Consider the following 22,605-nt stretch of genomic DNA (forward strand, 5'->3'; position numbering starts at 1 on the left):
GGAGAATCCCTATGTCTGAACTGAATCAGGATGTTAAGAACAGCCGTCAGCAGTTTTACCAGCATATTTCCGGGCAGAATCTGACCCCTCTGTGGGAGTCGCTGCACCGCCTGGTGCCGCCAACACCGAACGCACATTGCGCGCCTGCGCACTGGAACTATCAGGAGATCCGCCCTCTGCTGTTAGAAAGTGGCGATCTGATTGGCGCGAAAGAGGCGATTCGCCGCGTGCTGGTGCTGGAAAACCCAATGTTGCGCGGACAGTCTTCAATCACCCCAACGCTGTACGCAGGATTGCAGTTAATTATGCCGGGCGAGGTTGCGCCGAGTCACCGCCACAACCAGTCTGCGCTGCGCTTTATTGTCGAAGGGAAAGGGGCATTTACCGCCGTGGATGGTGAGCGCACCCAGATGCATGAAGGCGATTTTATTCTGACGCCGCAGTGGCGCTGGCACGATCACGGCAACCCGGGCAGTGAACCGGTGGTGTGGCTGGACGGTCTGGATCTGCCGCTGGTGAACCTGCTGGGCTGCGGCTTTGCGGAAGACTACCCGGAAGATCAGCAGCCGGTCACGCGCCAGGAAGGGGATTACTTACCGCGCTACGCGGCCAATATGCTGCCGCTGCGCCATCAGAAGGGTAACTCATCGCCGATTTTTAACTATCGCTACGATCGCAGCCGTGAAGCGCTACATGACCTGACCCGTATGGGCGACGCCGATGAGTGGGACGGTTACAAGATGCGTTACGTCAACCCGGTAACCGGCGGTTATCCCATGCCTTCGATGGGAACCTTCCTGCAACTGTTGCCGCAGGGCTTTTCCTCACGAATGGCGCGTACCACTGACAGCACTATCTATCACGTGGTGGAAGGAAGTGGGCAGGTCACCATCGGTAACGAGACCTTCAACTTTTCGCCAAAAGATATTTTTGTGGTGCCGACCTGGCACGGCGTGTCGTTCCAGACCCATGAAGATACCGTCTTATTCAGTTTTTCGGACAGACCGGTTCAGGAAGCGCTGGGGCTGTTCCGTGAAGCACGCTATTAATTTGGGAGAGAGAAAATGACGCAATATGTATTCGAACCACAAGCGCCTGTTACCGTTCCGGTGGTTGGTAGTGATGAACAATTTCCCGTACGCCGCGTTTATTGTGTGGGCCGTAACTATGCCGCTCATGCGCGTGAAATGGGCTTTGATCCGGATCGCGAACCCCCGTTCTTCTTCTGTAAACCTGCTGATGCGATAGTCCCGGTGGCAGCTGGTCAGATCCTTGAACTGCCGTACCCATCGCAGACCGATAACTATCACTATGAGATAGAGCTGGTGGTGGCGATTGGTAAAAAGGGCAGCGATATTCCGCTGGAAAAAGCGCACGAATATATCTGGGGCTATGCCACCGGTCTGGATATGACCCGCCGTGACCGGCAGATGGAGATGCGTCAGATGGGGCGTCCATGGGAAATCGGCAAAGCGTTTGATCTCTCCGCGCCCATCGCGCCGTTGCATAAAGCCAGCGAAAGTGTGGATGTTAACCATGCGCCAATCTGGTTGCAGGTCAACGGCGACGATCACCAGCGTAGCGATATTCGCCACCTCATCTGGTCTGTGAATGAAACCATCAGCTATCTGTCAGGCTTTTTCGAACTGCAGCCAGGCGATCTGATCTACACCGGTACACCCGAAGGCGTAGGGGCGGTAGTGAAAGGGGATGTGATCACCGGAAACGTAGACGGTTTAACCCCCATCGCCGTGAAGATTGTCTGAGGTGGATAATGAAGCTGTACAGTTTCTTTAATAGCTCCGCGTCATATCGTGTACGCATTGCGCTGGCGCTGAAGGGGCTCGATTACCAGACGGTGGGCGTCAATATTCGCATTGGTCAGCAGAACGAACTGGCCTACCGGCGGATGAACCCGGTGGGGCTGGTGCCGACGCTGGTGACCGATGACGGAGAATCACTCGGGCAGTCTCTGGCGATAACCGACTGGCTGGATCATCACTTTCCACAGTCGCCGCTGCTGCCCGCCGATTTCCCGGCGCGTAGTAAGGTGCTGGAAATCGTTTATGCCATCGCCTGCGATATTCACCCTGTAAACAATCTACGGGTGCTGCGCTACCTGAGCGAAGAGCTAAAGGTCAGTGAAGAAGATAAAAAACGCTGGTATGCCCACTGGATCCAGCAAGGGTTAAGCGCGGTGGAACAGATGCTGCGCCAGAGTCACTCGGGGACGTTTTGCGTGGGGGACGCACCGACGCTGGCGGATTGCTGTCTGATCCCGCAGTGGGCAAACGCGTTGCGGATGGGTTGCGATCTGAGCGGATATCCACGCTGTCAGGCGGTATATGATGCCTGTACCCAGCTTCCGGCGTTTATCGCCGCTGCGCCCGAGAATCAACAAGACAAAATTCCAGCCTGATAAGGAGAACGACAATGGCTAAAGTGACACGCGCAATTATCGTGGGTGGCGGGATTGGCGGCGCGGCGACCGCGCTATCGCTGGCCCGTCAGGGCATTAAAGTGATGTTGCTGGAGAAAGCGCACGAAATTGGTGAAATTGGCGCGGGTATTCAGCTCGGGCCGAATGCATTCTCTGCTCTGGACAGCCTTGGCGTGGGGGAAGTTGCCCGTCAACGCGCCGTTTTTACCGACCACATCACGATGATGGATGCGGTAAATGCGAAAGAGGTAGTACGGATTGAAACCGGGCAGGCGTTCCGCGATCACTTTGGCGGTCCTTATGCGGTTATCCATCGAGTTGATATTCACGCCAGCGTTTGGGAAGCGGCGCTGGTGCATCCTAACGTTGAGTATCGCACTTCAACTAATGTGGTTGATATTCGCCAGACAGAGAATGACGTGACGGTATTTGACGAGCACGGCAACAACTGGACGGCGGATATTCTGGTGGGCTGTGACGGTGTAAAATCGGTTGTTCGTCAGTCTCTGATTGGCGATGCGCCACGCGTTACCGGGCACGTGGTCTATCGCGCCGTGATTGATTGCGATGATATGCCAGAAGATTTGCGCATTAACGCGCCGGTATTGTGGGCCGGACCGCATTGTCATCTGGTGCACTATCCACTGCGCGGCGGCAAACAGTACAACCTGGTGGTGACCTTCCACAGTCGTCAGCAGGAAGAGTGGGGGGTGAAGGATGGTAGCAAAGAGGAAGTGCTCTCCTATTTTGCGGGTATTCATCCACGCCCTCGTCAGATGCTGGATAAACCGACGTCATGGCGGCGCTGGTCAACCGCCGATCGTGAGCCGGTAGAGAAATGGGGAACCGACCGCATCACGCTGGTGGGAGATGCCGCGCACCCGGTGGCGCAATATATGGCGCAAGGAGCCTGTATGGCGCTGGAAGATGCTGTCACGCTAGGTAAAGCGTTACAGCAGTGTGACGGCGATGCGGCTGATGCCTTTGCGCTGTATGAGTCGGTGCGTATTCCGCGTACCGCACGTATCGTCTGGTCAACGCGCGAAATGGGACGCGTCTACCATGCCGCAGGCGTCGAGCGTCAGGTGCGTAATCTGTTGTGGAAAGACAAGTCGCAGGCGGAATTTTATCGCGGTATGGAGTGGTTATACGGCTGGAAAGAAGATAACTGCTTGCTGCCACGCTGAGCCTCTTTAATCTCCCGAACGGAGGCGCTACCATAGCGCCTCTTTTTTTGCGGGTGACGATATGCGTGTTTTACTGGCGCCGATGGAAGGCGTGCTCGACTCACTGGTGCGCGAGCTGCTGACTGAAGTGAATGATTACGATCTGTGCATCACCGAGTTTGTGCGCGTGGTGGATCAGCTCCTGCCGGCAAAAGTATTTCATCGACTCTGCCCGGAACTGCATAACAACAGCCGGACGCCATCCGGCACGTTGGTTCGCATTCAGCTGTTGGGGCAGTACCCGCAGTGGCTGGCGGAGAATGCGGCGCGTGCGGTAGAACTGGGATCGTACGGTGTCGATCTGAACTGTGGTTGTCCGTCGAAGCTGGTGAACGGCAGCGGCGGTGGCGCAACGTTACTGAAAGATCCTGAGCTTATCTACCGGGGCGCAAAAGCTATGCGCGAGGCGGTCCCGGCTCATCTCCCGGTGACGGTGAAAGTGCGTCTGGGCTGGGATAACAGCGATCGGCAGTTTGAAATTGCCGATGCCGTGCAGCAGGCTGGCGCCAGCGAACTGGCGGTGCATGGTCGAACCAAGGAACAGGGCTATAAGGCAGAACATATTAACTGGCAGGCGATTGGCGAGATCCGCCAGCGACTGACTATTCCGGTTATCGCGAATGGCGAAATCTGGGACTGGCAGAGCGCCCAGGATTGTATGGCCATCAGCGGATGCGATGCGGTGATGATCGGACGTGGCGCATTAAATATTCCAAACCTGAGCCGCGTGGTGAAATACAACGAGCCGCGTATGCCGTGGCCTGATGTCGTGACGCTGTTGCAAAAATATACCCGTCTTGAAAAGCAGGGGGACACCGGGCTGTATCATGTAGCGCGGATTAAGCAGTGGTTAGGGTATCTGCGAAAAGAATATTCAGAGGCAACCGCGCTGTTTCAGGAAATTCGTGCGTTAAACAATTCGCCGGATATCGCGCGTGCGATTCAGGCTATTACCCTTTGAACACAGCTGATGCGCCAGACCGGATTAAATGCTAATGCCTTATCCGGGCTGGCTGATAGGCAGCAATATCAAAAAATCATCTTAAACACGCCTGTTACCACCAACAGTCCAATCAGAAAAATAATCAGAATAACCCACAGCAGAATTTTCATTAACTTTCCTTTTTTTGGTAAGTTCAGATTGAGTATAGGAAAGTATTAATCATTCTGCCTGGAGGCGCTGTTATGCTGGTTTACGTGCGCTGAGCAGAAACACCATCGGCCGCTCTTTTTCTTCATCTAACGCTGGGTTTTCAGCAATCTGTTGCGCGGAAGGTCCCCATTCATCGACACAAACGATGTCGAATCCGGCCCCAATCAGCGCATTAATCCAGGTCGCCAGCTTACGGTGCTGTTTTTTGACGCCCTCAGCAAACCAGTTACTGATGCGCTCACCTTCCTGCTGATAATGATTAATCGGCCAGGAGAGTTGCCCGGTTTTATCTTTGATCCAGCCCTGGTTAAGCGGTGCGGTATAAATTGGATGCTCAGCAGAGAAAACCAACATGCCTCCCGGTGTTAATGACTGGTAAATGGTTACGAATAATCGTTCTATATCGTGCAAATAGTGCAGGGCAAGCGAGCTATAAACCAGATCAAAGGAATTTGGGGACAAGGTAAGCGTTTCGAGATCTTCACGCTGATAAACGATGCCATTACCCTGCGTCATACTGTGCGCCTGAGTTAACATTTTTTGTGAAATATCCAGCCCCACTACACTGGCAGCCTGATTATCGCGTGCGTAGCGGCAAAACCAGCCATATCCACAGCCCAAATCAAGAATGTTTTTGCCTTGAAGAGAGGGGAGCATCGCTTGTATTGTCGGCCATTCTGGCGCGCCGTCGAGCCCCTTTACTGAACGATCCAGTGTGGCATATCCAGCAAAGAACTCAGGATCGTCATAGATATTCTGTGACATAAAATCTCCATCCATTAATTATTAAAACTATTTAACCTATATTATTCACGAGGTGTATATTTTTCTGATTTTATATTTTTATTGCCAAAGATGTATTGCCACGCGTAACTAAAAAAGCAAAAGCGACAAGTCGTAATCTCTGCACATCTTTTCTTACCTGTATATCTCCATGAATCGTAATTCTGTGTTTATCACCACGGCATTGTTGCCGCTTTTTGTTCTGATGGCAGGCTGTGCGCCTATGCATGATGACCGCCAGTCTCTGTCACAGCAGACCCCTGCTGCGAATGTCGATACCACATTGCCTGCCGCGTTAAAAAATGGCTGGCCGGACAGCCAGTGGTGGAGGGCATATCACGACCCACAACTTAATGCGTTGATTGACAGCACGTTGCGAAATTCTCCTGATATGCAGGTAGCGGAACAGCGCATTCAACTGGCGGAGGCGCAGGCTAAGGCCGTGGAAGCACAGGATGGCCCGGAGATCGACTTCTCCGCAGACGTTGAGCGTCAGAGAATGTCAGCTGAGGGTCTGATGGGACCGTTTGCCATTACCGATCCGGCCGCCGGAACAACAGGACCGTGGTACACCAATGGAACCTTTGGTTTAACCGCTGGCTGGAATCTGGAGCTGTGGGGTAAAAATCGGGCTGAAGTGACGGCGCGTATTGGGGCCGTTAAGGCACGTGAGGCTGAGCGCGAGCAAACCCGGCAGTTGCTGGCGAGCGGTGTCTCCCGCCTTTACTGGGAATGGCAGACGCAGGCGGCGCTGAAAACCGTACTGACGCAAATCGAAAGCGAGCAGCAAAATGTGATAAGCGTCGATCGTCAGCTGTATCAAAACGGTCTAACTTCTTCAGTGGAAGGCGTTGAAACTGATATTGACTCCAGCAAAACAGAGCAGCAGTTGAATGATGTCAGCGGCAAAATGAAGGTGATTGAAGCACGGCTGAGCGCGCTGACCAATGCCCAGTCCACTGCCCTGAAGCTCCATTCGACCCCACTGCCCGCGGTCGAAAGCCAGCTCCCGTCACAATTGGGTTACTCGCTACTGGCCCGCCGCCCGGATTTACAGGCGGCGCACTGGTACATTGAGTCATCGCTGAGCAGCATTGATGCGGCGAAAGCGGCGTTTTATCCAGATGTGAATCTGATGGCATTTTTACAACAGGATGCGTTACATCTGAGTGACTTGTTCCGCCATTCCGCGCAGCAAATGGGCGTAACCGCCGGGCTGACTCTGCCTATCTTTGACAGCGGCAGGTTGAACGCAAATCTCGATATTACGAAAGCGCAAAGCAACCTGACGGTGGCGAATTACAACAAAGCGGTGGTGGATGCGGTGAATGACGTGGCACGTGCCGCATCGCAGGTAGAAACATTAGCGCAGAAAAATCAGCATCAGCAGCAGATTGAACATGACGCTCAGCGCGTAGTGGGGCTGGCTCAGGCGCGCTTTAATGCGGGTATTATTGCGGGCTCCAGGGTCAGCGAGGCAAAGATCCCGGCATTACGTGAGCAGTGCAACGGTCTGCTTTTGCAGGGCCAATGGCTGGATGCCTCAATTCAGTTGACCAGTGCGCTGGGCGGCGGTTATCACGCGTTCTGATTAATCGGCCCGACGGTGTTCCGCTGTCGGGCCATCTTCATTGCGCTTTACGCGTGCTTCGCCGTTTCATCCACCAGCGGACGCCCGCGACAATCCCGATAACCAGCACCAGCCAGATGCCATGCTTGATATGCTGGTCAAGGCTGTGCAGCCACGGCGCTATCACTTCACCACCGATGTAGCCCAGAGTCGTAAATAACGATGCCCAGACAAACGCGCCAAGAATATTTAGCGGTAAAAAGATCTTCGGCGGCAGGTGACTGGCGCCAATCAGTAAGGGACCAATAACGCGAAAGCCGTACATAAAGCGCGTACCGACCACAAACAGGTAAGGACGTCGCTGGATCATCTTCTGTGCGTAATCAATTTTCGCCTGGTGGTGCGAGAAACGCTGTAAAATTTTGCCGCCAAAACGACGTCCGAGTAAATAAAGCAACTGATCGCCAATCATCCCGCCCAGCGCGACCGAGAGTACCACCAGGGGAAATTTCAGGACGCCCTGATGCGCCGCAACGCCGCCTAACAGGGTAATGGTTTCGCCTTCCGCCAGACTGCCGATGATTAACGCAGCATAGCCGTATTGCGCAACATAATGATTTATATCCATACGATTGTATGACCTCCACTGCTAATAGCATACACCCTATGATTGTTTGATGCCGGAAAAGCCGCGTAGTAGCGCTTAAGGTCGCTCAGCTCTCCAATGCCTGATGGCGCTTCGCTTATCATGCCGACGCCTGACAAACTTTTTACCCGGCGCTTCGGTATTTTTCTTGTGTACATAAAACAATCAAAAGCTGAATTATACTTGAAGTGTTGAGGTCCGGAGCTGACAACAAGGGGGCGGTATGAACCATGTCTGGGGGCTGTTTTCCCATCCCGATCGTGAAATGCACGTGATCAACAGCGAAAACGAAAGCGTTTCGCATCACTATACCCACCATGTACTGCTGATGGCGGCAATCCCGGTGGTTTGCGCATTTATCGGCACCACGCAAATCGGCTGGAATTTTGGCGATGGCAATATCCTGAAGCTATCTCTGTTGACCGGATTTGCGATGGCAATTCTGTTTTACGGGGTGATGCTGGCGGGCGTCGCCGTTATGGGGCGGGTTATCTGGTGGATGGCGCGTAATTATCCGCAACGTCCGTCGCTGGCGCATTGTATGGTTTTTGCAGGATATGTCGCGACGCCGCTGTTTTTAAGCGGACTGGTCGCACTTTATCCGCTGGTCTGGCTGTGCGCATTGGTGGGGACCATCGCGTTGTTTTACACCGGCTATTTACTTTATCTCGGTATACCTACGTTCCTGAATATCACACGCGAGGAAGGGTTAAGTTTTTCCAGTTCGACGCTGGCGATCGGTGTGCTGGTACTGGAAGTTCTGCTGGCTATTACGGTAATCCTGTGGGGTTACGGCTACCGATTATTCTGACGGATAAACCTGTCTGCGCTGCGTTGTTGACGTAAAAGTCAGCAACGCAGCATTTCGAGACGATTCTCCTGTGGCGGCAAACCTGCCGGATCGCTATGATGCCTGAGCTAGCTTGAGATAATACTTAGTCTCTGGCGGTGTGCGTTGTGACGTGCGTGAACCATTATCAGAAATCTCATCATGCTGAAATTCCGAGTTTCATTATTAAGCCTTGCCCTGGTGCTGGCCGTTCCTTTTGCACCCCAAGCCGTGGCGAAAACGGCAACTACCGCAGCGGCTTCTCAACCTGAGATAGCGTCCGGTAGCGCGATGATTGTTGATCTGAATACCAACAAAGTTATCTATTCGAACCACCCGGACCTTGTGCGTCCGATTGCGTCGATTACCAAGTTAATGACCGCGATGGTGGTGCTTGATGCACGACTGCCGTTGGATGAGAAACTGAAAGTTGATATCAGTCAGACACCGGAAATGAAAGGCATCTACTCTCGTGTGCGACTGAACAGTGAAATTAGCCGTAAAGACATGCTGCTGCTGGCGCTGATGTCGTCAGAAAACCGTGCGGCAGCCAGTCTGGCGCATCATTACCCTGGCGGTTATAACGCGTTTATTAAAGCCATGAATGCCAAAGCGAAAGCGCTCGGCATGACTCAGACACGCTTTGTGGAACCAACCGGCTTATCGATTCATAACGTCTCGACAGCTCGTGATTTAACCAAGCTGCTGATCGCCAGCAAGCAGTATCCGCTGATTGGCCAGTTAAGCACTACGCGTGAAGATATGGCGACCTTTGCCAACCCGGCTTATACGCTGCCATTCCGTAACACCAACCATCTGGTATACCGCGATAACTGGAATATTCAGTTAACCAAAACCGGATTTACCAATGCGGCAGGCCACTGTCTGGTGATGCGCACCGTGATCAATAACAAACCGGTGGCGCTGGTGGTGATGGATGCGTTCGGTAAATATACCCACTTTGCCGATGCCAGCCGTTTACGCACCTGGATTGAAACCGGCAAGGTGATGCCGGTTCCGGCGGCAGCGCTGAGCTACAAAAAGCAAAAAGCGGCGCAGATGGCGGCGGCAGGTTCAGCTACGGGTGAGCAAACCGCGCAAAACGATTAAACCGTAGGCTGGCCAAGCGAAGCGCCCCCGGCAACGTGCCCGATGGCGCTTACGCTTATCGGGCCTACGATTCTTTCCAGAACTTTTGCTTACTCGTTTTACCAATACCCGGATTCATACTGTTGGTGGGGTCATTCTCGCGGTAAAAACGGGTTAATGTTTCCGGTGCTTTATACAGATGTCCGACGTTATGCTCTGCCGGATACTGTGCTCCGCGTTCGTGCAGAAGCTCCAGCATCTGCTCTTTCAGCGCATGTGCATCCACGCCTTTTTTCACGATGTAATCCTGATGGAATACATAGCACATAAAGTGACCGTAATAGAGCTTATGCACCAGTTGACTGTCGATTTCTGGCGGTAGATGCTCATACCATTCGGTGTCGTTACGACGCAGTGCGATATCCAGCGCCAGAATATCTTCTACTTCATCGGCATGTACGGCCTGATAACGAATCGCCGCGCCAGCCGCCGCAAAGCGATGCAAAAACGCCTTGCTGCCTTCTTCTGGGGTACAGGCAAAGAAGTCGCCTTCAGCGGTTTTGAAATATTCGCTGAGCCAGTTTTGCGCTTCAGCCACGCCGCCACCGGCCATTTTTAACAGCAGGTGATGCTCGTACTTATCGCGCCAGCTTTTCATGCGTGCCGGTAAGTGGCTGGGGAACAAATGACCAAATTTCTGCATTGCCCGGTCGGTGAAATGCGGACGGAAAATTTTCACTTTTTCCAGCATCGCATCGGTGCGACCTTTCAGGGTGAAAAAGAACGGCATTTTGTCGGTGCCGAGCTTGTCGATCATCAGAAACGTATCTTTGCCATATTGCTCGGCGATGTCGTAAATATCGCGGTGCATATATTCACCAGCAACCGGCAGGTGCTCGAATTTTGCCAGAATATGACGGCGGATTTCCGTCAGCACTTCAGGCTGATTGGTACCGATGTAAAAGACCTGCTGATTTTTTTCGGCTTCGAAGGTGTCCAGACGCACGGCGAAAACCGCGAGCTTACCTGCACAACCGGATGATTCAAACAAGCGATCCGGGTCGGCGTTATAGCGGGCGGGCGTGTCCGCCTCAATATCTCTGACGCGGGTGACATAGTCGTGATCGTGCGCGTGTCGCCCGTCGTGGCGGACATCGTCATCTTTAATCCGCTCGTCATCAAGTTTGCTCAGGATCTGTTCCGGGGTCTGGCCCAGCTCGATACCCAGATGGTTGACCAGCTGCAATTTACCTTGTTCGTCAATACGCGCAAACAGCGACATCTCGGTATATGCCGGGCCGCGCTGTACCAGCGAGCCGCCGGAGTTGTTGCAAATGCCGCCAATTACCGAAGCGCCAATACAGGATGACCCGATCACAGAATGTGGCTCACGGCCAAACGGTTTGAGCGCCTTTTCCAGCGAATACAACGTTGTACCGGGATAAGCCAGCACTTGTTCGCCTTTGCCGATGACGTGCAGTTTATCCAGGCGCAGGGTGCTGATAATGACAATTTCGCGGTCGTAATCATTTCCGCTCGGCGTAGAGCCTTCGGTCAGGCCGGTATTGGCGGCCTGCATCAGGATAATTTTATCTGCGGCGACGCAAGCATTGAGAACGCGCCACAGCTCTAAAAGCGAGCCGGGGAACACGACGGCGAGCGCTTCGCCCTGGCCGGAGCGGAATCCCTTGCGATAGCGGGCTGTTTTAGCAGGTTCAGTGAGCAGGTGAGAATGACCAACCAGACGGGTCAGTTCATTCAGGAAAGCTTTATTATCTGTTGTAATGGAAGACATTCTCCACTCCTTGTGGTGGGACTCAATATCAGGAACAAGCATAGCGCTTTGTATGACAATACGCTTTCTCATTCATATTGTCTCTGGTTCGTCTTCTAATGATTTGCGCTGGTTTTGAAAATTAGGAGAATAACCTTAGCTTTCTTTATCGCTCCCGTTTAGTCTTACGGCAAACTGCGGTTTTTGTTATATTTTCGCTGCCTCGTCGGGAAAAAATAAAGAGAGAATCAACATGAAATGGCTATGTTCTGTAGGTGTCGCGGTGAGTCTGGCGTTGCAACCAGCGCAGGCGGACACGCTGTTTGGTAACCATCCTCTGACTCCAGAAGCGCGGGATGCATTCGTTACCGATTTACTTAAACAGATGACCGTGGATGAGAAAATTGGGCAACTACGCTTGATAAGCGTCGGGCCTGATAACCCGAAAGAAGCCATCCGCGAGATGATCAAAGACGGGCAGGTTGGGGCAATTTTTAACACCGTCACACGCCAGGATATCCGCAAAATGCAGGATCAGGTGATGGAACTCAGCCGCCTGAAAATTCCTCTCTTTTTTGCCTACGACGTATTGCACGGCCAACGTACCGTGTTCCCGATAAGTCTCGGCCTGGCGTCCTCTTTTAATCTCGATGCGGTCAGAACCGTTGGCCGTATTTCCGCGTATGAAGCCGCCGATGATGGTCTGAATATGACCTGGGCGCCAATGGTCGATGTCTCTCGCGATCCGCGTTGGGGCCGTGCTTCAGAAGGTTTTGGTGAAGACACGTATTTAACGGCTACGATGGGTAAAACCATGGTAGAAGCGATGCAGGGTAAAAGCCCGGCGGATCGCTATTCGGTGATGACCAGCGTCAAGCACTTCGCCGCTTATGGCGCGGTTGAAGGTGGCAAGGAATATAACACCGTCGATATGAGCCCACAGCGTCTGTTCAACGACTACATGCCGCCGTATAAAGCCGGACTGGACGCTGGTAGCGGTGCGGTAATGGTAGGACTTAATTCGCTAAATGGTACGCCTGCAACCTCAGATGCATGGCTGTTAAAAGACGTGCTGCGTGATGAATGGGGCTTTAAGGGTATTACCGTTTCCGATCACGGCGCGATTAAGGAACTGATTAAGCACGGTACCGCCTCCGATCCTGAAGATGCGGTGCGTGTGGCGATCAAGTCCGGCATCAATATGAGTATGAGCGATGAGTATTACAGCAAATATCTTCCGGGCTTGATTAAATCCGGCAAAGTGACGATGGCGGAGCTGGATGACGCCGCGCGCCACGTGCTGAATGTGAAATATGATATGGGGCTGTTTAACGACCCGTACAGTCATCTGGGGGCCAAAGAATCTGACCCACAGGACACCAACGCGGAAAGCCGCTTGCACCGCAAAGAGGCGCGTGAAGTAGCGCGAGAAAGCCTGGTGCTGCTGAAAAACCGTCTGGAAACGTTGCCGCTGAAAAAATCCGCCACCGTGGCAGTCGTCGGTCCGCTGGCCGACAGCAAGCGTGATGTGATGGGCAGTTGGTCCGCTGCCGGTGTTGCCGATCAGTCGGTAACGGTACTGACGGGAATTAAAAATGCCGTCGGCGATCAGGGCAAAGTGCTGTACGCCAAAGGGGCGAATATCACCAACGACAAAGGCATTGTCGATTTCCTCAATCTATATGAAGAGGCGGTGAAGGTTGACCCGCGCTCGCCGCAGGCGATGATCGATGAAGCCGTGAACGCAGCGAAGCAGTCTGACGTGGTGGTTGCGGTAGTCGGCGAAGCGCAGGGTATGGCGCATGAAGCTTCCAGCCGCACCGATATCACTATTCCACAGAGTCAGCGTGACCTGATTGCCGCGCTGAAAGCCACCGGTAAACCTCTGGTTCTGGTACTGATGAACGGACGTCCGCTGGCGTTGGTTAAAGAAGATCAACAGGCCGATGCGATCCTCGAAACCTGGTTTGCCGGGACGGAAGGCGGTAACGCCATCGCCGATGTGCTGTTTGGCGATTACAACCCGTCAGGCAAGCTGCCGATGTCTTTCCCGCGCTCTGTCGGACAGATCCCGGTCTATTACAGCCATCTCAATACCGGTCGCCCGTATAACGCAGATAAGCCGAACAAGTACACGTCGCGCTACTTTGATGAAGCGAATGGTCCGTTGTATCCCTTTGGTTATGGCCTGAGTTACACCACGTTCACGGTTTCTGATGTGAAGCTCTCTTCTCCAACGATGAAGCGTGACGGGACCGTGACGGCCAGCGTGCAGGTGACCAACACCGGCAAGCGCGAAGGTGCGACGGTGATTCAGATGTACTTGCAGGACGTGACCGCTTCCATGAGTCGTCCGGTAAAACAGCTGAAAGGTTTTGAGAAAGTGAATCTTAAGCCGGGTGAAACCCAGACCGTCAGCTTCCCGATTGACATTGACGCGCTGAAGTTCTGGAATCAGCGTATGCAATACGATGCAGAACCGGGCAAGTTTAACGTCTTTATCGGCGTGGATTCCGCCAGAGTGAAGCAGGGCGAATTTGAGCTGCTGTAATTGATTAGCGAGTAAAGGCCGGGTTTCCGGCCTTTATCTTTAGGTGTATGCGCCGCGTCTGCTTCTTATTTCTCATCACGTTATTGCTAACGAATCTCTCTCTTACTCCCCAATTGCCAGGTTAAGCCCTGATTTTTCGACTATGCTTTTTCCTCAAGTCTCTGAAAAGGGCCGCAAAAGGATGAGGAGTACAGCATGATAATCTCAAAAGTATCGGTGGGTTCGCTGGCGCTGTTAGCTGCGATAAGCCTACCCTTACAGGCCGCGTCACCCGTCACGGTCGGTTCAAAAATAGATACCGAAGGGGCGCTGCTCGGCAACATTATTTTGCAGGTGCTCGAAAGCCATGGCGTGAAAACCGTCAATAAAATACAGCTTGGTACCACCCCAGTTGTTCGTGGGGCAATCACCTCCGGTGAGCTGGATATTTATCCGGAATATACCGGTAATGGCGCATTCTTTTTTAAAGATGAAAATGATCCCGCGTGGAAAAATGCGCAGGCTGGATTCGACAAAGTGAAAAAGCTGGATGCAGAGCAAAATAAGCTGGTCTGGCTAACCCCTGCACCCGCCAACAACACCTGGACCATTGCAGTACGCCAGGATGTTGCGCAAAAGAACAAACTTGAGTCCCTTGCTGATTTAGGCCGTTACCTGAAGGACGGAGGAACGTTCAAACTTGCCGCCTCTGCGGAATTCATCGAACGGGCTGACGCGCTGCCAGCGTTTGAAAAAGCTTATGATTTCAAACTGAATCAAAATCAGCTGTTGTCGCTGGCTGGGGGGGATACCGCGGTGACGATTAAAGCGGCGGCGCAGCAGACTTCTGGAGTCAATGCGGCGATGGCTTATGGCACCGATGGCCCGGTTGCGGCGCTCGGTCTGCAAACTTTAAGCGACCCAAAAGGTGTCCAGCCCATTTATGCGCCAGCACCCGTCGTACGTGAATCTGTGCTGAAAGACTATCCGCAAATGGGAGAGTGGCTACAGCCGGTTTTTGCCAGTCTGGATGAAAAAACGTTGCAGCAGCTGAATGCCAGTATTGCCGTGGAGGGGCTGGATGCGAAAAAAGTCGCAGCAGATTACCTGAAGCAAAAAGGATGGGTGAAGTAACGGCGTTTGCAGCGGGTGGGTGTTTTGTCGAATATTTCAGTCAATCGGGTGCTGTTGTTGCTGGTGCTTCTTACTTTCGCGGCGGCAGCGCTGCCTTTCATTAGCTATGCCCCTAATCGTCTGGTGTCCGGCGAAGGTCGTCAACTCTGGGATATCAGCTCCGACACGGCATGGGGATTGGCGGTGGCCTGTTTGCTGCTATGTCTTCTGAGCGTTGTACCGGGAAGGTCCGGCAATATATTGGCGCTTATCGTTTGCCAACTGTTGGTGATCGCCGCGCTGGTAACCGCAGGTACAACGGCAACGTATCTGGCGAAGACAGGGAGTCCGCTGGCCAGAACCAGTCTGGGCAGTGGATTCTGGTTGGGCGTGGGGCTGATGCTGCTGGCCGCCAGTGACGCTATTCGTCGCATCACCGCTCAGGCACTGTGGCGTTGGGCGCTGCATGCTCAAATATTCATTGTGCCGCTGGTGCTTTTGTTCTCCGGCACGTTTAACGATCTATCCCTGCTTAAAGAATATGCCAACCGCCAGGATGTCTTCAACGACGCCCTGGCGCAACATTTGACGATTCTGTTCGCTACCGTGGTGCCCGCGCTGCTCATTGGTGTGCCACTGGGCATCTGGTGTGCTTTCTCTGTCGCCCGTCAGGGGCCGGTTTTTGCGGCACTGAATATCATCCAAACCATTCCTTCAGTCGCGCTGTTTGGCCTGTTAATTGCGCCACTTGCCGGGTTGGTGAAGCACTTTCCTTTATTGGGCAAGTTCGGCGTCGCGGGAACTGGTATGACGCCTGCGCTTATTGCGTTGGTGCTGTATGCGTTGTTACCGCTTGTACGTGGCGTTGTGGCTGGGTTGAATCAGGTTCCGCGCGATGTGCTGGAAAGCGCCCGGGCTATGGGGATGAGCGCGCGTCAACGGTTTATCTCGGTGCAATTTCCCCTGGCGCTGCCGGTCTTCTTACGCAGTTTACGGGTAGTGATGGTCCAGACGGTGGGGATGGCGGTGATTGCTGCGCTGATTGGCGCAGGGGGATTTGGCGCGCTGGTCTTTCAGGGATTGCTCAGTAGCGCCGTCGATTTAGTGCTGTTGGGCGTGATCCCGGTCGTTGTGCTGGCAGTGTTGATTGATGCGCTGTTTGATTTAGGTCTCGCGCTGCTAAAGGTATCGAATAATGATTGAATTTCGCCAGGTCAGTAAAACCTATGGTCAGCAAAAAGCCGTTGATGACCTTAACCTGCAGTTAGGGGAGGGCAGCTTTTCGGTGCTAATCGGCACGTCAGGTTCGGGGAAGTCCACCACGCTAAAGATGATCAATCGGCTGGTTGAACACGACAGCGGGCAGATCCGCTTTGCCGGAGAAGAAATTCGTAGCCTGCCGGTGCTGGAGCTACGACGGCGCATGGGGTACGCGATTCAGTCTATTGGCTTGTTTCCCCACTGGACCGTCGCGCAGAACATCGCCACCGTACCGCAACTGCAAAAGTGGTCGCGCTCACGTATTGATGACCGAACAGATGAACTGATGGCTCTGCTGGGCCTTGAGGCGAGTTTGCGCCACCGTTATCCGCATCAGCTTTCCGGCGGACAGCAGCAGCGGGTCGGGGTTGCGCGTGCGTTGGCGGCGGATCCGCAGGTGCTATTGATGGATGAGCCTTTTGGCGCGCTGGACCCGGTCACTCGTGGTGCGCTGCAGCAGGAGATGACGCGTATTCACCGTCTGCTCGGGCGTACCATTGTGCTGGTGACGCATGATATCGACGAGGCGCTAAGACTGGCGGAGCATCTGGTGCTGATGGATGCAGGAAAGGTCGTGCAGCAAGGCACGCCGCTGTCGATGCTCACCGCGCCAGCGAATGATTTCGTACAAACCTTTTTTGGCCGCAGTGAACTGGGCGTACGGCTGTTGTCGCTGCGTACGGTAGGCGATTTTATCCGTCGCGGAGAACACTCAGACGGCGAGCCACTGGTGGATGAGATGACGCTTCGTGATGCGTTATCGGTGTTCGTGGCGCGCGGTTGCGACGTTTTACCTGTCGTGACGCTGCAGGGGTTACCCTGCGGAACGCTCCATTTTCGCGATTTGCTTTCGGAGATGCCGACCCGTGAAACGTCTTGCTGATCCACTGCTGTGGCTTGTTGCGTTGTTTCTGATCCTGTTGGTTGGATTGCCTCACAGTCAGACCCTGTTTAGTTCGCTGTTTCCTGAGCTGCCACGTCCCGTGTATCAGCAGGAAAGTTTTACGGCGTTGGCGCTGGCCCATTTTTCTCTGGTGGGGATTTCAAGCCTGATCGCCATCATTATTGGCGTTGGTGCTGGAATTGCGGTAACCCGACCCTGGGGCGCGGAATTCAGGCCGATAGTGGAAACGATTGCCGCCGTGGGGCAGACATTTCCGCCAGTTGCGGTGTTGGCGATAGCTGTACCGGTGATGGGATTTGGTCCTGAACCGGCAATTATTGCGCTGATCCTGTATGGGGTATTACCGATCTTGCAGGCAACCCTGGCGGGACTTGGCGGCATTTCTTCCAGCGTGATGGATATTGCCAGTGGAATGGGCATGAGTCAGGGGCAACGGCTGCGTAAAGTAGAGTTACCGCTGGCGGCCCCGGTTATTCTGGCCGGGATTCGCACGTCGGTGATTATTAATATAGGCACCGCAACCATCGCCTCAACCGTTGGAGCGAACACGCTGGGTACGCCGATTATTATCGGGCTGAGTGGGTTCAATACCGCCTATGTAATTCAGGGGGCGCTGTTGGTCGCACTGGCGGCGGTAATTGTTGACCGCGGTTTTGAGAAATTAGCGAGACATCTTACCCGGCACGTAAAATAAAGGTATAACCTGCCAGCATGACACCGCCGATACCGCCGATGGCCATCAGCAGGAAGAGGGTAATGACACCGATTTTAGCTGCGCTCATTATGCACTCCTTATGTGAATTCAAGGATTGTACACGTTTGTTAATAGAATATTAAATACCGAGTGGATAAATATCGTGACCCAACGCGCGCCATTCATTCAGCTGTTGTTGCTGAGCGGGCGTTTGGTTCTCGCCGCACCAGACAAGCAAGGTGCGACCTTCAAACAGCTCCGGTCGCAGTTGGTTCAGCGAATGGGCAAGGACGTCAATGCGCCACCCCTGCTGGCTGGCGACCCAACCTTCCAGCCATAAGCGGGTCGTATCCTGAATGTTCCAGCCAACCACCAGAGCATCTTTGCCCTGTTTCTTGCGTGCTGAGGCAAGACAAATCGCGATGTAGTTGATCAGTACGCCGTCGAGGATCCCCAGTAACGCCTGGAGGATCGGCTGCTGACATTGCAGACGTCGGCGTAACGGAATGAATAAATGGGTGTTGAGCGTTTGTGCGGGATAATCCTGACCACGCTCTTTAATCCACAGTCTGAGGCTATGCAGATTATTACTTTGCAAATAGCTCAACAGCGTCTCTTGTTGTTCACGCCAACCGTTATGCACATCAATGCTCTCATTGCTGAGCAACATTTTAACCTTGCTGACCTGGACACCGTTGTTGATCCAGCGTTTTATCTCACGGATCCGATCGATATCCGCGTCGTTAAACAGGCGATGTCCGCCGTCTGTCCGTTGCGGTTTCAGTAATCCGTAACGCCTCTGCCACGCGCGTAAAGTGACAGGGTTGATATCACAAAGCAAAGCCACTTCACCTATTGTGTAAAGCGCCATCGTCGTCTCACTTATGCTTGCGAGGTCCCAGTTTTACTTTAGACGCTCTTTTGCGAACCAGGTAGTTTTGTCTGTTTTTTGATCAATGAATGGGTGAGTTTGTAGTCATGATCGCGCTTTCGAGTGATCGTTCTCACAAATTCCTTTTTTTTTGCAACACTTCAAAGAAAGTTACGCGCAGCCCATGTATGTTACGCGCTTTTAAGAGATGTGTGGTTGGCGGGTATGTACGAGTTTAATCTGGTGTTGCTGCTGCTTCAGCAGATGTGCGTGTTTCTCGTTATCGCGTGGCTCATGAGCAAAACGCGTTTGTTTATTCCGCTGATGCAGGTGACTATCCGGCTGCCGCACAAACTGCTTTGCTACGTTACCTTTTCCATTTTCTGCATTTTGGGCACCTATTTCGGGCTGCACATTGATGACTCCATTGCGAATACTCGCGCTATTGGTGCGGTAATGGGCGGGCTGCTTGGCGGCCCTGTGGTTGGCGGCTTAGTCGGTCTGACCGGTGGTTTACATCGTTATTCAATGGGCGGCATGACGGCGCTTAGCTGCATGATCTCGACCATTGTGGAAGGGTTGCTCGGCGGACTGGTGCACAGCGTGCTCACCCGTCGTGGTCGTACCGATAAAGTATTCAGCCCGCTGACGGCGGGCGCCATTACCTTTGTTGCTGAACTGGTGCAGATGTTGATCATCTTATTGATCGCCAGGCCGTTTGATGATGCCTATCGACTGGTCAGCAATATTGCCGCGCCTATGATGGTGACCAATACCGTCGGCGCCGCCTTATTTATGCGTATTTTGCTCGATAAACGGGCGATGTTTGAAAAATATACCTCCGCTTTTTCCGCCACCGCGCTCAAAGTTGCCGCTTCAACGGAAGGGATTTTGCGCCAGGGGTTCAACGAGGTTAACAGCATGAAGGTTGCTCAGGTGCTGTATGAAGAGCTGGATATCGGGGCCGTGGCGATTACCGATCGTGAGAAACTGTTGGCATTTACCGGTATTGGTGACGACCATCATCTGCCGGGCAAACCTATCTCTTCCTCGTACACCCAGCGGGCGATTGAAACCGGTGAGGTGGTTTATGCCGACGGCAATGAAGTCCCTTATCGCTGCTCTTTGCATCCGCAATGCAAATTAGGTTCGACGTTGGTGATCCCCTTGCGGGGTGAAAACCAGCGGGTGATGGGGACCATCAAACTGTATGAAGCCAAAAACCGCCTCTTTAGCTCAATCAACCGCACGCTGGGGGAAGGGATCGCCCAACTGCTTTCGGCGCAGATTCTGGCCGGGCAGTATGAGCGGCAAAAAGCGATGCTCACGCAGTCGGAAATAAAACTCCTGCACGCCCAGGTCAATCCCCATTTTCTGTTTAATGCGCTCAACACCATCAAAGCTGTGATCCGACGTGATAGCGAGCAGGCCAGCCAACTGGTGCAGTATCTGTCGACGTTCTTTCGTAAAAATTTAAAACGCCCGTCGGAAATTGTGACGCTGGCCGATGAAATTGAACACGTTAATGCTTATCTGCAAATTGAAAAGGCACGGTTCCAATCGCGTCTTCAGGTGACCTTGACGGTGCCAGAAGAACTTTCGCATCAGCAATTACCCGCCTTTACTCTGCAACCCATTGTGGAGAATGCCATCAAACACGGTACTTCTCAGTTGCTGGATACCGGTGAAGTATCGATTACCGCCCGTCGAGAAGGGCAATATCTGATGCTGGATATCGAAGACAATGCCGGGCTGTATCAGCCAACATCAGAAGCCAGTGGACTGGGTATGAATCTGGTCGATAAACGACTGCGCGAGCGGTTTGGCGATGATTTTGGCATCAGCGTAGCGTGTGAACCTGACCGCTTTACCCGAATCACTTTACGACTTCCTCTGGAGGAACTGGCATGATCAAAGTGCTAATTGTCGATGACGAACCGTTAGCCCGGGAGAATCTGCGGATCCTGTTGCAGGAGCAAAGCGACATCGAGATTGTCGGCGAATGTTCGAATGCGGTGGAAGCCATTGGCGCGGTACATAAATTGCGTCCGGATGTTCTGTTCCTTGATATTCAGATGCCGCGAATCAGCGGCCTGGAAATGGTTGGCATGCTTGATCCCGAGCATCGTCCGTACATTGTTTTTCTGACCGCCTTTGATGAGTATGCGGTGAAAGCCTTTGAAGAACATGCGTTTGATTATCTGCTCAAACCGATCGAAGAAGCTCGACTGGAAAAAACGCTGATCCGTTTGCGTCAGGAGCGCACGAAGCAGGATGTATCACTCCTGCCAGAAAATCAGCAGGCGCTGAAGTTTATTCCGTGCAGCGGCCACAGCCGAATTTATTTGCTGCAAATGGATGACGTGGCGTTTATCAGCAGCCGTATGAGTGGCGTATATGTGACCAGCAGTGATGGTAAAGAAGGCTTCACTGAGTTGACGCTCAGGACGCTGGAGAGCCGTACTCCTCTGCTGCGTTGTCATAGACAATATCTGGTAAATATGGCGCAATTGCAGGAGATCCGTCTGGAAGACAACGGCCAGGCGGAACTGATTTTGCGTAACGGGCTGACCGTTCCGGTGAGTCGTCGTTATCTTAAAAGTCTAAAAGAGGCGATTGGACTGTAAAACTGATACACTGCGCGCCATTGCATCACCGACTGTTGAAGGCTCTATGCTAAGTAACGATATTCTTCGTAGCCTGCGCTACACCCTGAAAGCGAACAATAACGACATGGTGCGTATTCTTGCGCTTGCTGACATGGAATCCATCTCCGCAAATTTCGATACCTGGACGACAAAAGAAGATGAAGACGGGTTTGTCCGCTGCCCGGATATCATTCTCTCCGGTTTTTTAAACGGTCTGATTTATCATCTGCGTGGTAAAGATGATTCTGCACCGGAACTGGCGCTTGAGCGTCGTGTTAACAACAATACGGTGCTGAAAAAACTGCGTATCGCTTTTTCACTGAAAACCGATGATATTCTGGCAATTATGACCGAGCAGAAATTCCGTGTGTCGATGCCGGAAATTACCGCCATGATGCGCGCACCGGACCATAAGAATTATCGCGAATGCGGCGATCAGTTCCTGCGTTATTTTCTGCGTGGTTTAACGTCGCGAGAGCATAAAAAGAAAGCGTAAAGCTGCGCTGGCGACCACGATCAAAATCGGGTCGCCGATGCTTTACTTCACTTCTTTAAAACCCGCCGATTCCATTACCGTTTGCATTTGCTTCATGCTGATGTTTTTATCGGCGTTTTCAGATAGTTTCATCCCTGAAATGGCCTGCAACGCTTTTATATCAACTTTTTCCATATCGATAGTGACATTTTCTTGCGCGTAGGTATCTGAATAGGTGAGTTTTTCTTCTATGCCAGTAATGTTTTGATATTTGGCGCTTAATGCGTCGAATACTTTTGCTGCTTCTTCTTTATTGCTGGCACCGACTGACGCATAGCTGATTTTACTTTCAGAGATTTGCTTCAGGACCTTATCACCTTTATAGGTGTAAGAGACAGTGATATCCGAACCGTTGAGGTTGGCATTAAATGTTTTTGTCTCTACTTTATCACCGCATCCTGCCAGGGAAAAAACCACAACCGATACCACGGCGAGAGAGAAAAATTTTTGTAACGCTTTCATGTAAAACTCCATTTCATGAATATCGGATGTTAAACAATAACCTCCACGAATCTGGTAAGCCCGGACTATCTTGATCCC

Annotated in this window: 23 protein-coding genes; 16 read left to right on the forward strand and 7 right to left on the reverse strand. The window is 52.7% G+C overall.

The window, feature by feature from the left end; all coding sequences use genetic code 11:
• Positions 1 to 11: 11 nt before the first annotated feature.
• From gtdA to dusC, 5 genes are all read left to right on the forward strand, one after another.
• The gene (gene gtdA / locus OGV71_RS14315; protein WP_204583437.1) at positions 12 to 1,049 is read left to right on the forward strand and encodes a gentisate 1,2-dioxygenase; all 1,038 of its coding nucleotides are present in this window, start codon (positions 12 to 14) and stop codon (positions 1,047 to 1,049) included.
• 15 nt (positions 1,050 to 1,064) lie between these two features.
• Positions 1,065 to 1,766, forward strand: coding sequence for a fumarylacetoacetate hydrolase family protein (locus OGV71_RS14320; protein WP_016150651.1), 702 nt, complete (start codon positions 1,065 to 1,067; stop codon positions 1,764 to 1,766).
• A gap of 8 nt (positions 1,767 to 1,774) precedes the next feature.
• Entirely contained in the window at positions 1,775 to 2,419 is a 645-nt protein-coding gene (gene maiA / locus OGV71_RS14325) for a maleylacetoacetate isomerase (protein WP_071697493.1), read from the forward strand.
• A 14-nt stretch (positions 2,420 to 2,433) separates the two neighbouring features.
• Positions 2,434 to 3,627 carry a 3-hydroxybenzoate 6-monooxygenase gene (locus OGV71_RS14330; protein WP_003840133.1) on the forward strand — a complete coding sequence of 398 codons (1,194 nt, stop codon included), beginning with the start codon at positions 2,434 to 2,436 and terminating at the stop codon, positions 3,625 to 3,627.
• A 61-nt stretch (positions 3,628 to 3,688) separates the two neighbouring features.
• A complete protein-coding gene (dusC, locus tag OGV71_RS14335) occupies positions 3,689 to 4,627 on the forward strand; it encodes a tRNA dihydrouridine(16) synthase DusC (RefSeq protein ID WP_016150649.1) in 939 nt (312 codons plus the stop codon).
• A gap of 68 nt (positions 4,628 to 4,695) precedes the next feature.
• Here the strand turns inward: dusC and yohP are convergent, their stop codons facing one another.
• Entirely contained in the window at positions 4,696 to 4,779 is an 84-nt protein-coding gene (gene yohP, locus OGV71_RS25590) for a small membrane protein YohP (RefSeq protein ID WP_015572324.1), read from the reverse strand.
• Between the two features lie 70 nt (positions 4,780 to 4,849).
• On the reverse strand, positions 4,850 to 5,584 hold the full coding sequence (locus OGV71_RS14340; RefSeq protein ID WP_096889776.1) for a class I SAM-dependent methyltransferase: 735 nt from the start codon (positions 5,582 to 5,584) through the stop codon (positions 4,850 to 4,852).
• Positions 5,585 to 5,753: 169 nt separating this feature from the next.
• On the opposite strand from OGV71_RS14340, the gene mdtQ reads away from it, so the two are divergent.
• Complete coding sequence (gene mdtQ / locus OGV71_RS14345) at positions 5,754 to 7,193, forward strand: multidrug resistance outer membrane protein MdtQ (RefSeq protein WP_204583438.1); 1,440 nt, start codon at positions 5,754 to 5,756, stop codon at positions 7,191 to 7,193.
• A 37-nt stretch (positions 7,194 to 7,230) separates the two neighbouring features.
• Here the strand turns inward: mdtQ and OGV71_RS14350 are convergent, their stop codons facing one another.
• Positions 7,231 to 7,800: a DedA family protein gene (locus tag OGV71_RS14350; protein ID WP_071697496.1), complete on the reverse strand. Its 570-nt coding sequence runs from the start codon at positions 7,798 to 7,800 to the stop codon at positions 7,231 to 7,233.
• 241 nt (positions 7,801 to 8,041) lie between these two features.
• On the opposite strand from OGV71_RS14350, the gene OGV71_RS14355 reads away from it, so the two are divergent.
• Positions 8,042 to 8,629 (forward strand): Yip1 family protein, encoded by a 588-nt coding sequence (locus tag OGV71_RS14355; RefSeq protein WP_003840142.1) that lies wholly within the window; start codon positions 8,042 to 8,044, stop codon positions 8,627 to 8,629.
• 180 nt (positions 8,630 to 8,809) lie between these two features.
• The gene (gene pbpG / locus OGV71_RS14360) at positions 8,810 to 9,757 is read left to right on the forward strand and encodes a D-alanyl-D-alanine endopeptidase (protein WP_003027363.1); all 948 of its coding nucleotides are present in this window, start codon (positions 8,810 to 8,812) and stop codon (positions 9,755 to 9,757) included.
• Positions 9,758 to 9,821: 64 nt separating this feature from the next.
• Here pbpG and dld read toward each other — a convergent pair whose 3' ends face one another.
• The gene (gene dld, locus OGV71_RS14365) at positions 9,822 to 11,531 is read right to left on the reverse strand and encodes a D-lactate dehydrogenase (protein WP_003027361.1); all 1,710 of its coding nucleotides are present in this window, start codon (positions 11,529 to 11,531) and stop codon (positions 9,822 to 9,824) included.
• Between the two features lie 232 nt (positions 11,532 to 11,763).
• On the opposite strand from dld, the gene bglX reads away from it, so the two are divergent.
• The 5 genes from bglX (at position 11,764) to OGV71_RS14390 (ending at position 18,011) form a co-directional block, all read left to right on the forward strand.
• Positions 11,764 to 14,061 carry a beta-glucosidase BglX gene (bglX, locus tag OGV71_RS14370; RefSeq protein WP_049015356.1) on the forward strand — a complete coding sequence of 766 codons (2,298 nt, stop codon included), beginning with the start codon at positions 11,764 to 11,766 and terminating at the stop codon, positions 14,059 to 14,061.
• A 195-nt stretch (positions 14,062 to 14,256) separates the two neighbouring features.
• The gene (osmF, locus tag OGV71_RS14375; RefSeq protein WP_003840148.1) at positions 14,257 to 15,174 is read left to right on the forward strand and encodes a glycine betaine ABC transporter substrate-binding protein OsmF; all 918 of its coding nucleotides are present in this window, start codon (positions 14,257 to 14,259) and stop codon (positions 15,172 to 15,174) included.
• 15 nt (positions 15,175 to 15,189) lie between these two features.
• Positions 15,190 to 16,356, forward strand: coding sequence for an ABC transporter permease (locus OGV71_RS14380; protein WP_279381346.1), 1,167 nt, complete (start codon positions 15,190 to 15,192; stop codon positions 16,354 to 16,356).
• Positions 16,349 to 17,296, forward strand: coding sequence for an ABC transporter ATP-binding protein (locus OGV71_RS14385; protein ID WP_204583440.1), 948 nt, complete (start codon positions 16,349 to 16,351; stop codon positions 17,294 to 17,296). The genes OGV71_RS14380 and OGV71_RS14385 overlap by 8 nt, the downstream gene beginning before the upstream one ends.
• Positions 17,280 to 18,011 (forward strand): ABC transporter permease, encoded by a 732-nt coding sequence (locus tag OGV71_RS14390; protein WP_048218229.1) that lies wholly within the window; start codon positions 17,280 to 17,282, stop codon positions 18,009 to 18,011. The genes OGV71_RS14385 and OGV71_RS14390 overlap by 17 nt, the downstream gene beginning before the upstream one ends.
• On the opposite strand, the gene OGV71_RS14395 is transcribed toward OGV71_RS14390, so the two are convergent.
• Together OGV71_RS14395 and mlrA are read right to left on the reverse strand one after the other, a co-directional pair.
• Positions 17,992 to 18,099, reverse strand: coding sequence for a protein YohO (locus tag OGV71_RS14395; protein WP_003027354.1), 108 nt, complete (start codon positions 18,097 to 18,099; stop codon positions 17,992 to 17,994). The two genes, OGV71_RS14390 and OGV71_RS14395, sit on opposite strands and share 20 nt — an antisense overlap.
• A gap of 51 nt (positions 18,100 to 18,150) precedes the next feature.
• Positions 18,151 to 18,882, reverse strand: coding sequence for an HTH-type transcriptional regulator MlrA (gene mlrA, locus OGV71_RS14400; RefSeq protein WP_003027351.1), 732 nt, complete (start codon positions 18,880 to 18,882; stop codon positions 18,151 to 18,153).
• Positions 18,883 to 19,107: 225 nt separating this feature from the next.
• Here mlrA and OGV71_RS14405 point away from each other — a divergent pair, with 225 nt between their 5' ends.
• From OGV71_RS14405 to OGV71_RS14415, 3 genes are read left to right on the forward strand one after another with little or no spacing between them, the layout of a single operon-like run.
• Positions 19,108 to 20,793, forward strand: a complete 1,686-nt coding sequence (locus OGV71_RS14405) for a sensor histidine kinase (protein WP_003027348.1) — start codon at positions 19,108 to 19,110, stop codon at positions 20,791 to 20,793.
• Positions 20,790 to 21,509 carry a two-component system response regulator BtsR gene (btsR, locus tag OGV71_RS14410; RefSeq protein WP_003840155.1) on the forward strand — a complete coding sequence of 240 codons (720 nt, stop codon included), beginning with the start codon at positions 20,790 to 20,792 and terminating at the stop codon, positions 21,507 to 21,509. The genes OGV71_RS14405 and btsR overlap by 4 nt, the downstream gene beginning before the upstream one ends.
• A 46-nt stretch (positions 21,510 to 21,555) precedes the next feature.
• On the forward strand, positions 21,556 to 22,026 hold the full coding sequence (locus tag OGV71_RS14415; protein WP_003027346.1) for a YehS family protein: 471 nt from the start codon (positions 21,556 to 21,558) through the stop codon (positions 22,024 to 22,026).
• A gap of 42 nt (positions 22,027 to 22,068) precedes the next feature.
• Here OGV71_RS14415 and OGV71_RS14420 read toward each other — a convergent pair whose 3' ends face one another.
• On the reverse strand, positions 22,069 to 22,527 hold the full coding sequence (locus OGV71_RS14420; RefSeq protein ID WP_071697500.1) for a YehR family lipoprotein: 459 nt from the start codon (positions 22,525 to 22,527) through the stop codon (positions 22,069 to 22,071).
• Positions 22,528 to 22,605 lie beyond the last annotated feature (78 nt).

This window comes from Citrobacter sp. Cf088, assembly GCF_030334295.1.
Lineage (GTDB): Bacteria > Pseudomonadota > Gammaproteobacteria > Enterobacterales > Enterobacteriaceae > Citrobacter > Citrobacter freundii.

Coding starts and splice junctions, on each gene's coding strand:
- gtdA (WP_204583437.1), top strand. CDS start 12: ATGTCTGAACTGAATCAGGATGTTAAGAACAGCCGTCAGCAGTTTTAC.
- OGV71_RS14320 (WP_016150651.1), top strand. CDS start 1,065: ATGACGCAATATGTATTCGAACCACAAGCGCCTGTTACCGTTCCGGTG.
- maiA (WP_071697493.1), top strand. CDS start 1,775: ATGAAGCTGTACAGTTTCTTTAATAGCTCCGCGTCATATCGTGTACGC.
- OGV71_RS14330 (WP_003840133.1), top strand. CDS start 2,434: ATGGCTAAAGTGACACGCGCAATTATCGTGGGTGGCGGGATTGGCGGC.
- dusC (WP_016150649.1), top strand. CDS start 3,689: ATGCGTGTTTTACTGGCGCCGATGGAAGGCGTGCTCGACTCACTGGTG.
- yohP (WP_015572324.1), bottom strand. CDS start 4,779: ATGAAAATTCTGCTGTGGGTTATTCTGATTATTTTTCTGATTGGACTG.
- OGV71_RS14340 (WP_096889776.1), bottom strand. CDS start 5,584: ATGTCACAGAATATCTATGACGATCCTGAGTTCTTTGCTGGATATGCC.
- mdtQ (WP_204583438.1), top strand. CDS start 5,754: ATGAATCGTAATTCTGTGTTTATCACCACGGCATTGTTGCCGCTTTTT.
- OGV71_RS14350 (WP_071697496.1), bottom strand. CDS start 7,800: ATGGATATAAATCATTATGTTGCGCAATACGGCTATGCTGCGTTAATC.
- OGV71_RS14355 (WP_003840142.1), top strand. CDS start 8,042: ATGAACCATGTCTGGGGGCTGTTTTCCCATCCCGATCGTGAAATGCAC.
- pbpG (WP_003027363.1), top strand. CDS start 8,810: ATGCTGAAATTCCGAGTTTCATTATTAAGCCTTGCCCTGGTGCTGGCC.
- dld (WP_003027361.1), bottom strand. CDS start 11,531: ATGTCTTCCATTACAACAGATAATAAAGCTTTCCTGAATGAACTGACC.
- bglX (WP_049015356.1), top strand. CDS start 11,764: ATGAAATGGCTATGTTCTGTAGGTGTCGCGGTGAGTCTGGCGTTGCAA.
- osmF (WP_003840148.1), top strand. CDS start 14,257: ATGATAATCTCAAAAGTATCGGTGGGTTCGCTGGCGCTGTTAGCTGCG.
- OGV71_RS14385 (WP_204583440.1), top strand. CDS start 16,349: ATGATTGAATTTCGCCAGGTCAGTAAAACCTATGGTCAGCAAAAAGCC.
- OGV71_RS14395 (WP_003027354.1), bottom strand. CDS start 18,099: ATGAGCGCAGCTAAAATCGGTGTCATTACCCTCTTCCTGCTGATGGCC.
- mlrA (WP_003027351.1), bottom strand. CDS start 18,882: ATGGCGCTTTACACAATAGGTGAAGTGGCTTTGCTTTGTGATATCAAC.
- OGV71_RS14405 (WP_003027348.1), top strand. CDS start 19,108: ATGTACGAGTTTAATCTGGTGTTGCTGCTGCTTCAGCAGATGTGCGTG.
- btsR (WP_003840155.1), top strand. CDS start 20,790: ATGATCAAAGTGCTAATTGTCGATGACGAACCGTTAGCCCGGGAGAAT.
- OGV71_RS14415 (WP_003027346.1), top strand. CDS start 21,556: ATGCTAAGTAACGATATTCTTCGTAGCCTGCGCTACACCCTGAAAGCG.
- OGV71_RS14420 (WP_071697500.1), bottom strand. CDS start 22,527: ATGAAAGCGTTACAAAAATTTTTCTCTCTCGCCGTGGTATCGGTTGTG.